This window comes from Nonomuraea sp. NPDC004354 (assembly GCF_053602555.1).
In genome coordinates, this window is sequence record NZ_JBSGDV010000004.1 from 301797 (window position 1) to 314511 (window position 12715).

Sequence of the window (12715 nt, forward strand, 5' to 3'; positions counted from 1 at the left end):
TATGAACCGATTGGCAGCCCTTGTCGCGGCGGCGTTCCTGCTGCCCGCCGCGCCCGCCCTCGCCTCGGCGGGCGGGGAACGGCTTGTCTCGAACCAGGCCGAGCTGAACGCGGCGATCGGGACGGCAGACACCATCGTCATGGCCGACGGCACCTGGCAGGACACCGTCATCGACCTGCGCGCCCCAGGACCCCTCACGCTCAGGGCGCAGACGCCCGGCAAGGTGCTGCTCACCGGCAGGTCGGCGCTGTCGCTCAACAGCCCCGACCTGACCGTGAGCGGCCTGACCTTCACTTCCGGCCAGGCGCCCGTCGGCGCGGCCTCGGTCATCTCCTTCAACAGCGACCGCGGCAGGGTCACCGACACCGCCGTGGTCGACTTCAACCCCGCCGACCCGGCCACGCCGTACTACTGGGTCTACTTCAAGGGCGGGCACAACCAGTTCGACCACAGCCTGCTCAAGGGCAAGGCCCACCAGGAGCCGGTGGTCGGCAACGACCGGGGCCCGGCGGCCGTCTACAACCGGGTCGACCACACCCGCTTCGCCGACGTCCCCAACCTCGGCCGCAACGGCATGGAGGCGCTGCGCATCTGGGGCTACGGCCAGTGGGCGGAGGAGGGCGCCGAGGAGGGCGCGTACTTCACCATCGACAACAACCTCTTCGAGCACGTCAACGGCGACGACGAGATCATCTCGCTGAAGTCGAACCACAACACGGTCCGCAACAACACCATCAGGCAGTCCAGCGGCGGCCTGGTGCTGCGCTACGGCAACTACAACACGGTGGAGAGCAACGCCATCATCGGCGACCGCTACCCGGCCAGCGAGGGCATCCGCGTCAGCGGCGACCACCACGTGGTGCGCGGCAACTACGTGCAGGGCGTCTCCGGCTACGGGCTCAAGGTCACCAGCGGTGAGCACCTGTTCGACGAGAACCACAAGCTCGACTACCTGACGCCGGACTTCGTCCCGCAGCCGAACCCGCTCACGCCCCACGGCTACCTGTTCCACTACGGGCAGGTGACCGACAGCGCGTTCACCGGCAACGTGTTCACCGACAACGCCAAGAACGACATCCACATCGGCTGGTTCTACAAGAACCACTGGCCCGGCTACCAGATGGTGCTGCTGCCCGAGGGCAACACCTTCACCGGCAACCTCAGCTACAAGCCCAAGGGCGGCGTGGCCGTGACCACCTCGGTACAGGACACGGCGGGCCCGCTGGCGAAGTTCTCCTTCCAGCCGAACACCTTCCGTGGGAACGTCGTCTACGGCGGGACGCTCGACGTCAACCCGCCCAACAGCACCAAGGGCATCGTGGTCGTCCCCTCCCGCGACCGGACCCCGCCCGCCCCGCCGCGGACGGAGGAGACCGGGCCGTCCTGGCAGGCCGGCTAGGACCACTCGACACAGCCCGGGTGACCCCGCCGGAGGCCGTATCGGCAGCCAAGCGAATGTTTTAAACGCTTGTTTGCGGCATTGGTAGGATCGCCCGCGTGGGAGTGCCTGAGGATTTGCTGGCCGCGGCCAAGCAGTGCCTGTCCGAGCGCGGATATGCCCGTACAACGGTCCGAGACATCGTCGCCGTGTCCGGCAGCAACCTCGCTGCGATCAACTATCACTTCCGCTCCAAGGACGCCCTTCTCACCCAGGCGATGATCGAGGCGACCGGGGAAGCGGTCGCGGAGGTCCTCAAGGCGTTCCCGGACGACTCCAAGGAGTGGTTCGAAGCGTTCTGGGCGGAACTGATCGAATCCTTCCGAGTCAATCCGATGGTGTGGCGAGCCAACGTCGAGACGCTGGCGCAGGCACCTCACCTCCCCGAAGTACGAGCCCGCCTGACTGAAGGGCAGGCGCTCGCCCGGCGCGAGCTGGGCCGGCGCCTGCCACGCCAGGACGAGGCGGGTGCGCAGGTGCTGTTGACGCTGCTCATCGGTCTGCTGGTGCGCTGGCAGATCGATCCGGACAACGCCCCGACGGCTCACGACCTGGCCGCCGGTCTCCGATCGGTGGCCGAAGCAGCCGCCGGCTAACCCGTCACGTGCCGTCCGGAGTGGTCCGGGCGAGGTTGCGGCCGGCCTGCACGCCGTACGGAACGCAACATGATGGGCGCGAGCAGCGCCATCAGGCACAGACCCGTTGCTGCGGCGATCATGGCGTAGTGCTGGCCTTGAGCGAAGGCCCCGCGGGCCGCGCCGGCCAGAGCGGTCCCAACCGGTTCCGGCAGGTGCCGCGCCGACTCCAGGGCGCCGCCGAGGGTGTCCAGCGCCGATGCGGGAGCGCCGGCGTCGCTGAGGTGCGCCCGGTAGACGGCGGTGCCGATGCTGCCGAGCAGGGAGATGCCGAGCGCACCGCCGAACTCGGTGGCCACCTGCGACAGCCCGGCGACCGAGCCCGCCCGCTCCGGCGGGGCGGTGGCGATGATCAGGTCGGAGGAGATGGTCAGGACGAGGGTGACGCCGCCGGCCATCAGCATGATCCCCGTGATCAGCAGGCCGGTCTGCCCGGTCACGTCCAGCCTGGACAGCAGCGCGAACCCGCCGGCGCCGACGAGCAGCCCGGCGCACACCACCAGCCCGGGACGGATCTTGCGGACCAGGACGGGGGCCAGCCCCGCGGCGAGCATCGCCATGCCCGCCGAGGGCAGCGCGTACAGGCCGGCGACGAGCGGCCTGGCGCCCATGACCATCTGCAGGTACTGGGTGGTGAAGAGGCTGGAGCCGACCATGGCGAAGACGCCGAGGGTGTTGGCGCTGATGGCGGCGGTGAAGGCGCGGCTGCCGAACAGGCGCACGTCCAGCATCGGATCGGTCATCGAGCGCTGGCGGCCGACGAAGGCGACTCCCAGCGCCAGGCCGGTGACTATGGCCAGCGCCGGCGGCCAGCCGAAGCCCTCCTGGGCGATGTGCTGGATCCCGTAGATCATGGGCAGGATCGCGCCCAGCGACAGGACCACGCTGGGCAGGTCGAACCGGCTCGGGTGCGGGTCACGCGATTCGGGGAGCAGCAGTGGCGCCAGGATCAGCAGCAGCGCCATCACCGGCAGGTTGACCAGGAACACCGAACCCCACCAGAAGTGTTCCAGCAGCGCGCCGCCCATCAGCGGGCCCAGCATGGCGCCGCCGGCGAACGCTCCGGTCCAGATGGAGATGGCGATCCGGCGCTGGCCGTCGTCGTGGAACATGTTGCGGATCAGCGAGAGCGTCGAGGGCATCAGCGTGGCACCGCCCACCCCGAGCAAGGCTCGGGTGATGATGAGCAGGTCCGCGCTGGGAGAGAAGGCGGCGACCGCGGAGGCGGCGCCGAACGCTGCCGCCCCGCCCATCAGCAGCCGTCGCCGTCCGACCCGGTCACCCAGCGTGCCCATGGGCAGCAGCAGTCCAGCCAGCATGAACGGGTAGATGTCGATGATCCACAGCAGCTGGGAACCGCTCGGCGCCAGGCTGGCGCTGATGAAGGGCAGCGCGTACGACAGCACATGCAGGTCGACGGAGATCAGAAGGACCGGCAGGACCAGGACGGCCAGCCCGATCCACTGCTTGCGTCCGGCTTTCATCGGCGGCCTTTCTCGCGGAGGGAGGCACCGGCGTGGTGCAGGTGGCGGAGGGCCTCTCCGTGCGAGGCCACAAAACTGACTTCGTGGTACGGCAAGCCGAGCCGGCGGCAGTAGGCCCGCACGATGGGTTGCGCCAGGCGCAAATTCGGGGTGGGCATGTTGGGGAACAAGTGGTGTTCGATCTGGTAGTTGAGCCCGCCCATGGCGATGTCGATGAAGCGGCCGCCGCGCACGTTCCGGGTGGTGAGCACCTGTTTGCGCAGGAAGTCCAGGCCGGCTTCCCCGGTCAGCGTCGGCATGCCCTTGTGACCGGGGGCGAAGACGCAGCCCATGTAGAGGCCGAACAACCCCTGGTTCACGGCGAAGAAGGCCAGAGCCTTGCCCGGTGACAGAACCCAGGCGAGCGCGCCCAGGTAGAGGGCGAAGTGGGCGAGCAGCAGCGCGCCTTCCATGACGCGGTGTTTCATCCAGGGCTGCCGCAGCGCGCGGACGCCGCCCAGGTGCAGGTTGAGCCCTTCCAGCAGGAGCAGCGGGTAGAACAGCAGCGCCTGCCGGCCGCCGATGAGCCGGGCCGGCCCGCGGCTGGCGCGTGCCTGCTCCTGTGACCACACCAGGACGTCGGGAACGACGTCCGGATCGAGCTCCTCGTGGTTGGGGTTGGCGTGGTGGCGGGTGTGCTTGTTCATCCACCAGCCGTAGCTGAGGCCGATCCCGAGATTGCCGCCGAGGCGCCCGAGGGTCTCGCTCGGCCCTCGGGTGAGAAAGATCTGCCGGTGCGCCAGGTCGTGCAGCACGAGGGCGACCTGGGCGAAGACGATCGCGAAGCAGGCGGCCAGCGGCACCTGGAGCCAGGAGTCGCCGAGCCAGAAGAACGCCGCCACGCCTGCCAGGTAGAGACCTGCCACCGCGCTGAGCCGTACCAGGTAGTGGCGGGGGCGGCGGTCGAGGAGCCCGGCTCGCCTGATGCGTCTGGACAGGCGGCTGAAGTCGCTCGCGGCCGTTGCGGTTGCTTGTGCCATGCCGCCGACCATACACACGTTTGAAACAACTGTACAAAACATATGTTTGTGACAGTTGTTTGGATATGGTGACGGCATGGAAGAGCGAGACGAGGGCGCCGAACGCTGCCTGCAGGAACGCGGCTATGCGCACGCCACAGCGCGTGACATCGCCAAGACCTCCGGCGCCGACCTGGCCTCCATCGGCCACCACGTCGGGCCGGAGGACGCGCCGCTGGTCGAGGCCATGCTTGAGGCGACCACCGACCGGGCCGACGCGTGCCGCCGGATGACGGCGCTGCCTCCGCTCACCCTGCGTCAAGCCCTGCTGATCGTCGATGCCGTGAACGGGCTGGACTCACCGACCGCCTGGCCAGGACGCGACTACTGGCGCGGGAAGTGGCGGCAGTGATCGCACTGGGCGCGCCAGAGATATGGGCGGCCGACGGGCGCGCCCTGCTGCGCATGATCGAAGCATGGACGACATGCCGGCGCCTGGCCGTCATGGATGCCGCCGAGCGATTCTGGGCATGCTCCGAGGGCGGCTATGAGGAGGGGCTGCGGGCGGTAGGGCTGCTGCCCGAGCCGAGAGTTCGATAGCACGTTCCACCGGACCATCCACATGTCACCCGCGCTGGACGACGGCGCAGCGCCGAGATCACCTCACCGTGACCCCGGGAACGTATCAGGGTCTCGCCCATGTCAACTGTCAGCCGAGCAGCAGGGCGACGAGCACACCGCCAAGGACGAGCAGGGAGGTGACACGAGGAAAGCGCAGACGCAGGAAATGCACGACGTCGAACCCAGGCAGGGCGTCACCGGCCGACATCACCCCAAGGTGTGAGACGGCACCACCCGGCAGGATGGGATCTCAGTCAGGCAGATCGTTGCGACCCACGAGCCCGTTCTCGTACGCGTGGATCACCGCGTGCACGCGGTCGCGCAGGTCCAGTTTCTGCAGGACGGCCCGGACGTGCGACTTCACCGTGTTCTCGCTCAGCACCAGTTCCGCGCAGATCTCGCCGTTGGACCTGCCGCGGGCGAGCAGGCCGAAGATCTCGACCTCGCGTGGGGTGAGGCCGTCCAGGGCCGCCGTCCTCCGCATCGGCACCTGCCGTACGAGATCGAGGACCGTCGCGGCCGCCCCCGGGGCCAGCGCCGACGTCCCGGAGGCGACGTCGCACACGGCCTGGGCCAGGGCGGCGGGCCGGACGTCCTTGGTCAGGTAGCCGCTCGCGCCGGCCCGGATGGCGGCCACCACCAGTTCGTCATCATCGAACGTCGTCAGCATGAGCACCCGGGTCGCCGGCGCGATCCTGACGATCTCCGCCGTGGCGGCGACCCCGTCCATGCGCGGCATGCGGATGTCCATCAGCACCACGTCGAGGCGGTGCCGCCGGACGACCTCGATCGCGTCGCTGCCGTTCGCGACGTCGTGGGTGACCTCGATGCGTTCGTCGGCCGACAGCACCGTACGGAGCGAGGCCCGCAGCAACTCCTGGTCGTCGACGAGCATGACCTGGATCCCGGTCAAGCCCCCTCCTTCGTGGGGAGCCGCACCCGCAGCACCCACCCGTCGTCCCCGTCGTCGATCGACAGGGCGCCGCCTGCGGTACGCACACGTTCCTCGATCCCTATCAAGCCGGTCCCCTGGCTGCCGGCGTCGCGAAGCGCCCTGCCGCCGTCGTCGCGCACCTCCACCAGCACCTCGGCCGGGGTCCAGCGCAGGCGAACGGTCACCTCGACCGGTGGTTCGAGGTGGCGCAGCGCGTTGGTGATGCCTTCCTGCACGGTCCGGACCGCCGCGACCTCGGCACTCAGGCTCAGCGGCCGTCGCTCGCCCACCTCCGCGAACGTCACCACATGGAGCGGGCTCGCCGCCGAGGCCACGAGGTCTGGGAGGGCGTCGAGCGAGATCGGGACCTCTCTGGGCCGGGAATCGGCGCGCGGCGCCACGGTGGCCGGGCGCAAGGTGGCCAGCATCGCTCGCAGGCCTTGGTGGGCGTCCCGGCCGGCCTCGGCGATGTCGCCGAGTTCGCGGCGGGTCGCCGGATCCGCCGTCGTCACCGCCGCGGCCTCGATCCGCGCGACCATGACGGTGACCGTGTGGGCGATCACGTCGTGCAGGTCGCGGCGGATGCTGGCCCGTTCGTCCGCGACCGCTGCGGCCAGTCGTTCGCTCTCGGCTCGTCGGCCGGCCTCGTGCCTGCGGCGTACCAGCAGGGCCGCAAGCCACACACCGCCGACCACGAGCATCAGCAGCCCGCCCTCGACCAGGCGGGTCCACCCAGGGGTGTCAGGGGGCAGCCGGGTCCACGCCACCAGTTGGGTGAGGACGATCCCGAGCGCGGCGACGGCCAGCGCGACCACCGAGGACCTGACCGAGAGCAGGCTGGTCAGCCGCCACAACGTGAGGGGGAAGCACACAGCCGAGGGCAGCATGGTCAGTGACCAGCCCGGGAAGGGCGTCATCACCAGGACGAGCATTGCCAGCGCGCCGATCGCGTACCCCACCCACGGCCGTCGACGGGCCACCACCGCTCCCGCATGGAGGAGGACGGCAGCGCCCGCCGCGGCGAAGACCTGCCACAGGTCCGCGCCGAAGTGCCAGGCGCCCGCCAGGATGATCACCGTCAGGAGAGCCAGGACCGCGTGCGCCACCACCGTCACGGCCGGCCATGTGCTCCGGCGCTCGGCGGCTGTCACGGTCGTCGCCTCCCGATGGACTCGTGGTGGGGAGCCGTGCCCGGCTCGACGTGCCACAGGATAGCCAGCAGCGGCAGCCGTCATGGGAGCGGGCCACAGTGACGACCGGCACGCCGGCTTCGGCGTCACAGCCGGCCTGACCACACGACCGGCTCGCCGCCGCCCGCCTTTTCCGTCCGACCCTGGGCGGGGCGGCGGCTGCATCTGACGGCCGGACACCGCTCAGACCGGACACACCCGTTTGCGGTCGTGCGGTCAGGGCAGCGGCCGCTCATACTCCAGCCGGTCTGACATCCCGACACGAAGGGGACGACAGCCATGAGCACACCCACCGACAACGACGTCATCGCCGTCCTCACCCACGACCACCGTGAGGTCGAGCGGATGTTCACCGAACTGGAGCAGCTCGGCACGGCCGACGTCGACCGGCGCCAGACGCTCACCGAGAAGGTCATCATCGAGCTGGTGCGCCACTCGGTCGCCGAGGAGGCCTACCTGTATCCGGCCGTCCGCGATCTTCTGCCCGACGGCGACCAGCTGGCCGACCGGGAGCTGGCCGAGCACGCCCAGGCCGAGGAGACGATGAAGCAGCTGGAGCGGACCGACGCCGACGAGGCCGGGCACGCCGAGCTGCTGGCGCGCCTCATGGCCGAGATCCGCGATCACGTGGCGGAGGAAGAGGGAGAGCTGTTCCCGCGGCTGCGCAGTGCGGCCGATACCGAGCAACTGGCCGAGCTGGGCCGCAAGGTGGAGGCGATCAAGAAGATGGCCCCGACCAGGCCGCACCCGTCCGCGCCTGACACACCGCCCGGCAACAAGATCATGGGACCGCTCACCGGCCTGATCGACCGGATGCGCGACACGCTCAGCGGCCGCGGCAAAGACTGATCGGCCAGGCAGCCGGGATGGGCTACCAGTCCGACCACGGCGGCACCCCGATCCCCAGACCAATGGCGCCCCTACCCGAGGGCCCCCGGGGAACCCCGCCTGGTGGCGCGCCACATCGTCCGGAACGGCTCGCCGTACCGCGCGTGTGATGGCCCCGCCGCGGTGTCACCAGGTTTTCGTCCCGTTCCGTGGGAACCAAGCATGGTGAAAGGCCTGCAGCTGAGGGGGCGGGAGGCGTGCCGGAGCAGACCATGAACCGGCCCATCGGTGACCCGCGCGTCGGCGCCGTCGTCATCACGTGGAACCGGAAGCAGGAGGCGCTCGCCTCCGTGGGCCGGCTCCTGGCCCTGCCCGAACGTCCGCGTGTGGTGCTGGTCGACAACGGCTCTGGCGACGGTACGGCCGAGGCCGTACGGCAGGTCCATCCCGCCGCGGAAGTGATCGCCTTGCGCGAGAATCTCGGCGCGGTCGGCCGCAACGTCGGCGTCAAGCACCTCGACACCCCTTACGTCGCCTTCTGCGACGACGACACCTGGTGGACCCCCGGCTCCCTGACCAGAGCGGCCGACGTACTGGACGCTTTCCCTCGTCTGGCAGCCGTGACCGCGCGCATCCTGGTGGCGCCCGGCGGACACGCCCGGCGCGAGCCATGACATTCCGATCAAGTACTTCCTGCCGGTGACGGGCCCGGCGAACGTCACCGTCACCACCAGAAGCGGCAGCTCGTACGGGGTGGCCACCGGCAACGCCCGCGGCGCCGCCGCTCCCGGCCCGGTGGACGACGGCGGCTGCCACGCGCCTGACTGGGATGCCGCCAAGCTCTACGACCCCGCCGCGGACGGCACGGCCGAGGCGCTCACGGTCAGGTACAACGGCCGCTACTGGCGGGCCAAGTGGTGGACCAGGGGCGACAGGCCCGGCACCGGGGCCGACGCCGACCACGAGCCCTGGAAGGACCTCGTGCCGACGGAGTGAACCCCACGATGGCAAGGGTCGCTGTGCGCAGCGACCCTTGCCATCGGTCAGCGAGATCCCCGCGGCCTCCGGTCGGTCAGCGGTTGAGATAGGCGAGGACGGCCAGGACGCGGCGGTTGTCGTCCTCGGACTCCGGCAACTGGAGCTTGCCGAAGATGCTCGCGATGTGTTTGGTGACCGCGCTGGCGGAGATCGTGAGCTGATGAGCTATCGCCGCGTTGGAGCGCCCCGCGGCGATCAGGCTCAGCACCTCGCGTTCGCGGGGACTCAGTTCGGCCGTACGGCCGCGCGCGTCCCCTCGGGTCAGCAGCTTGGCGACGACCTGCGCGTCCATCGCCGTGCCGCCGTTGGTCACCGATGTGACCGCGTCGATGAACTGTCTGGTGTTGGACACCCTGTCCTTCAGGAGATAGCCGACCGCCCCGGCTCCGTCCGCGAGCAGTTCACGGGCGTAGAGCTGCTCCACGTACTGCGACAGCACCAGCACCGGGAAGCCGGGCCGCTCGCGACGCGCCAGGATCGCGGCCTGCAGGCCCTCATCGGTGAACGACGGCGGCAGCCGTACGTCGACGACCGCCACGTCGGGCCGCTCCTCGGCCAGCGCCTTGCGCAGGGACGGGCCGTTGTCGACGGCGGCCACGACCGTGAAGCCGTGCTCGGTGAGCATGCGGACCAACGCGTCCCTGATGAGGAACAGATCCTCGGCGACCACTACTCGGACCTGATCGCGCACGGCACCTCCAGACGCACGCGAGTGGGCCCGCCGGGCGGGCTGTCCACGGCGATCGTTCCGTCGAAGACGGCCAGCCGGCTTTGGACGCCACGCAGCCCGGTGCCGTTGGCCGGATCGACGCCACCGCCGCCGTCATCGACGACATCGCACCTGAGCACACCGTGCCGGTAGCGGAGCATGACCCGAACCAACGCCGCACCCGCGTGCTTGCTCGTGTTGGCGAGCAGTTCGTTGACCGCGAAGTAGACGGCCGACTCGACCGGCGGCGGCGGCCGTCCTGGCAGGTCGGACGACACCTCGACATCGAGCAGGCAATCCAGCGCCAGGGCTCGGATCGCGTCGGCGAGGCCCCGGTCGGCCAGGACCGGCGGATGGACGCCCCGTACCAGGTCGCGCAACTCCTCCAATGCCTTCGACGAGGTCTCCCGCGCCGTGACCAGCAGGGCGCGGGCCGCCTCCGGATCCTGGTCGAACAGCCGCTCGGCGTTGCCGAGCCCCATGCCCAGCGCGACCAGTCGTGCCTGCGCGCCGTCGTGCAGGTCGCGTTCGATCCGGCGCAGTTCCGCGGCCTGCGCGTCGGCACCCTCCGCGCGTGTCTCCACCAGCGTCTCGACCCGCTGCTCCAACTCGGTCGTTCGCGACGGCCCGAGCAGCGCGAGCGTCCACCGGGCGCGCACCCGCAGCACCTTCGGCCCGATGTACAGGCCGAGCGCGATCAACGCGAGCCCGATCGGGATCGCCGCCAGCGCGGCGGCTGTCGAGGTCACATGGATGACGCCATAGGAGTTGGTCCCACCGGCCCGGGCGTTGGCCTGCCACACGAACGGCTGCACCGCCGCGCCGTACAACCCGTAGAGCGGCATGCCGAGCGCCAGCGCGGCCGCCCACGTGCCGATGATCGGGTCGAGGACCGCCCAGAGCACGTCCCGCCACGTCGCCCGATCCTTCAGCAGCGCGACCGCATCCGTTCGGGGGCCGTAGGGACGCTCGATGTCCACGCCGACCCGGCCCGCCACCCGCCGGGCCGCGTCCGCGACCGTCCGCAGCAGCGACACCGCCGGCGGGAACACGTACCGGCCGACGCCGACCGCCATCAGTGCCGCGCTGACCACGACCAGGACGGCGGCGCCGACACCGGCGGCTGACAGGCCGATCATCGCCAGCGCGAGCACCGGTGTCTCAAGCCTGGCCCTCATCCCTTGTCTCCCCGTTTCGCGCTGGGTGGCATCATCGCACTCTCATCCGGAAAGCCCACGATCAGCCCTGGAGTCCGGTTCGCCGGACAGCGGCCAACGCCGCCAGCCCGACCACGCTCGCGACGCAGAGCCAGGCGAACAGGTCGCCGACCAGCCCATAGACCGTCCAGGTGCCTCGCGTCGGCACGGACACGACCATGCTCTGCTGCGCGGTGCTGAAGTAGTTGGTCCTGGCCAAGCTCGCACCGTAGGCGTCGACGGCGATCGAGATGCCGTTGCTGGTCTGCCGGACGAGGGCGTATCCGTTCTCGACGGCGCGGAACACCGCGTTGGCCGAGTGCGTGCGCTCGATGCCCTTCCAGTCGTTGGCGGGGACGAACATGATGTCGGCGCGCGTGCGTAGCGTGCTGGGGAAGTCGGCGTCGAAGCAGATGACGTTGGCCAGCCTGCCGTACGGCGTCGCGGACACCGGCACGATGCCGTCGCCCGGCCGCAGGCTTTCCATGCCGGGCACGGGATGCGCCTTGTCGAAGATCGACAGCACCTTGCCGTCGGGTGCCACAAGCACGACGATGTCGCGCGAGTGCGGTTGCCCGTCCAGGATGACGGCTATGCCCATGTCGAGATAGATCCGCTTCTCCCTGGCCAGGTCCTGGGCGGTCCGCAGGAAATCGGGAAGGTCCTCGTCGAGCACGACCGCGGCGGTCTCCGGCCACGCCACGATCTTCGCGCCGCCGTCGGCCTCGATCCGGGTGCGGGCGAACAGGTCGTCGTTGAGCGCCGCGAACGCCTTGCGCAGTGTCGGCTTCTGCTCCGGCAGGACCTGCGGCGTATGGAAGTTGTTGATCTGTCGCATCCGGCCCTCTGCCGCGAGCGACGCGCTGATGCCGGCGACGCGCACCAGGCTCGGCGGTGTCGGCGCCATGGCCAGCCGCAGACCGCCGCCGACGAGGACGAGAACGAGCACCGAGACGTACGTCAGCGCGACGGTCCGGATCGACGGCCGGCTCAGCCGGCGCTCCAGCGCGAGGTTGACGACCGATGCGAGCCACGCCATCAGAAAGCTGATCCCGTAGATGCCGGTGACGGACACCGTCTGGAGCAGCGGCAGGTTCGCCGACTGCGTCGCGGCCAACGGCCCGAAAATCGTTCCGAGCGGGCTGATCGCCGCGACCAGGAATTCGACCGTCACCCGGGCCGCCGGGAAGACCAACGTGGCCAGGAACGGATTCAACCGCTGGAAGAGCAGCCGGTCGACCAGCAGCGGAATGCTCAGGATCAGGCTCAGCACCAGGCAGCCGAGCAGGATCGGCAGGACACCGGACTGGCCCGCGGCCGCTACATGGACAACCGTCGTCGCCGCCGACGACAGGCCGACGCACGCGAGTCCGGCGAGCACTGTGGAGCTTCTGGTGAACCGCATCAGGCCGATGGAGAACAGCCAGCCGGCGATCGGAATCGACCATTCACTGTTCGTGCCGAACAGTCCGAGCGCTGTGCCTGCCGCCAACCAGCCGTATCTGCGCCAACCGGTGGCGAGGTATGTGTTTACCATGCGTGCGAGCCTGTCCGACCGCACGGACGCCGCCATTGCGGATGACTCTCCACTCTCCCTGTAGTTATCTCCACCTCCAGCCCAAGCCGGGTGGTCGCCCTGTGCGG

Annotated in this window: 14 protein-coding genes; 7 read left to right on the plus strand and 7 right to left on the minus strand. The window is 69.9% G+C overall.

Going from position 1 to position 12715, the window contains the following annotated elements; translation table 11 throughout:
* Position 1: 1 nt before the first annotated feature.
* Positions 2-1399 carry a polysaccharide lyase 6 family protein gene (locus ACWENQ_RS16210; protein ID WP_452414797.1) on the plus strand — a complete coding sequence of 466 codons (1398 nt, stop codon included), beginning with the start codon at positions 2-4 and terminating at the stop codon, positions 1397-1399.
* A 98-nt stretch (positions 1400-1497) separates the two neighbouring features.
* Complete coding sequence (locus tag ACWENQ_RS16215; RefSeq protein ID WP_354908272.1) at positions 1498-2034, plus strand: TetR/AcrR family transcriptional regulator; 537 nt, start codon at positions 1498-1500, stop codon at positions 2032-2034.
* Here the strand turns inward: ACWENQ_RS16215 and ACWENQ_RS16220 are convergent.
* Together ACWENQ_RS16220 and ACWENQ_RS16225 are read right to left on the minus strand one after the other, a co-directional pair.
* Positions 2031-3557 (minus strand): MFS transporter, encoded by a 1527-nt coding sequence (locus tag ACWENQ_RS16220; RefSeq protein WP_452414798.1) that lies wholly within the window; start codon positions 3555-3557, stop codon positions 2031-2033. The genes ACWENQ_RS16215 and ACWENQ_RS16220 overlap by 4 nt on opposite strands.
* The gene (locus tag ACWENQ_RS16225) at positions 3554-4576 is read right to left on the minus strand and encodes a fatty acid desaturase family protein (RefSeq protein WP_452414800.1); all 1023 of its coding nucleotides are present in this window, start codon (positions 4574-4576) and stop codon (positions 3554-3556) included. The genes ACWENQ_RS16220 and ACWENQ_RS16225 overlap by 4 nt, the downstream gene beginning before the upstream one ends.
* Positions 4577-4652: 76 nt before the next feature.
* Between ACWENQ_RS16225 and ACWENQ_RS16230 the strand changes: the two genes are divergently transcribed.
* Positions 4653-4967: a hypothetical protein gene (locus tag ACWENQ_RS16230; RefSeq protein WP_452414801.1), complete on the plus strand. Its 315-nt coding sequence runs from the start codon at positions 4653-4655 to the stop codon at positions 4965-4967.
* Between the two features lie 459 nt (positions 4968-5426).
* Here ACWENQ_RS16230 and ACWENQ_RS16235 read toward each other — a convergent pair whose 3' ends face one another.
* Together ACWENQ_RS16235 and ACWENQ_RS16240 are read right to left on the minus strand one after the other, a co-directional pair.
* On the minus strand, positions 5427-6089 hold the full coding sequence (locus ACWENQ_RS16235; protein WP_452414803.1) for a response regulator: 663 nt from the start codon (positions 6087-6089) through the stop codon (positions 5427-5429).
* Positions 6086-7261, minus strand: a complete 1176-nt coding sequence (locus tag ACWENQ_RS16240; RefSeq protein WP_452414804.1) for a sensor histidine kinase — start codon at positions 7259-7261, stop codon at positions 6086-6088. Before ACWENQ_RS16240 ends, ACWENQ_RS16235 begins: the two co-directional genes overlap by 4 nt.
* Positions 7262-7579: 318 nt before the next feature.
* Between ACWENQ_RS16240 and ACWENQ_RS16245 the strand changes: the two genes are divergently transcribed.
* The 3 genes from ACWENQ_RS16245 (at position 7580) to ACWENQ_RS16255 (ending at position 9124) form a co-directional block, all read left to right on the plus strand.
* Positions 7580-8149 carry a hemerythrin domain-containing protein gene (locus ACWENQ_RS16245; protein WP_449919088.1) on the plus strand — a complete coding sequence of 190 codons (570 nt, stop codon included), beginning with the start codon at positions 7580-7582 and terminating at the stop codon, positions 8147-8149.
* A gap of 251 nt (positions 8150-8400) precedes the next feature.
* The gene (locus ACWENQ_RS16250) at positions 8401-8802 is read left to right on the plus strand and encodes a glycosyltransferase family 2 protein (RefSeq protein WP_449919086.1); all 402 of its coding nucleotides are present in this window, start codon (positions 8401-8403) and stop codon (positions 8800-8802) included.
* Positions 8803-8827: 25 nt separating this feature from the next.
* A complete protein-coding gene (locus ACWENQ_RS16255) occupies positions 8828-9124 on the plus strand; it encodes a hypothetical protein (RefSeq protein WP_452414805.1) in 297 nt (98 codons plus the stop codon).
* Between the two features lie 76 nt (positions 9125-9200).
* Here ACWENQ_RS16255 and ACWENQ_RS16260 read toward each other — a convergent pair whose 3' ends face one another.
* From ACWENQ_RS16260 to ACWENQ_RS16270, 3 genes are all read right to left on the minus strand, one after another.
* Complete coding sequence (locus tag ACWENQ_RS16260; RefSeq protein WP_449919718.1) at positions 9201-9791, minus strand: LuxR C-terminal-related transcriptional regulator; 591 nt, start codon at positions 9789-9791, stop codon at positions 9201-9203.
* 44 nt (positions 9792-9835) lie between these two features.
* Positions 9836-11053 carry a sensor histidine kinase gene (locus ACWENQ_RS16265; protein ID WP_452414806.1) on the minus strand — a complete coding sequence of 406 codons (1218 nt, stop codon included), beginning with the start codon at positions 11051-11053 and terminating at the stop codon, positions 9836-9838.
* A 61-nt stretch (positions 11054-11114) separates the two neighbouring features.
* Positions 11115-12476 carry a nitrilase-related carbon-nitrogen hydrolase gene (locus tag ACWENQ_RS16270; protein ID WP_452414807.1) on the minus strand — a complete coding sequence of 454 codons (1362 nt, stop codon included), beginning with the start codon at positions 12474-12476 and terminating at the stop codon, positions 11115-11117.
* Here ACWENQ_RS16270 and ACWENQ_RS16275 point away from each other — a divergent pair.
* A complete protein-coding gene (locus ACWENQ_RS16275) occupies positions 12466-12672 on the plus strand; it encodes a hypothetical protein (RefSeq protein WP_452414809.1) in 207 nt (68 codons plus the stop codon). The genes ACWENQ_RS16270 and ACWENQ_RS16275 overlap by 11 nt on opposite strands.
* Positions 12673-12715: the final 43 nt, after the last annotated feature.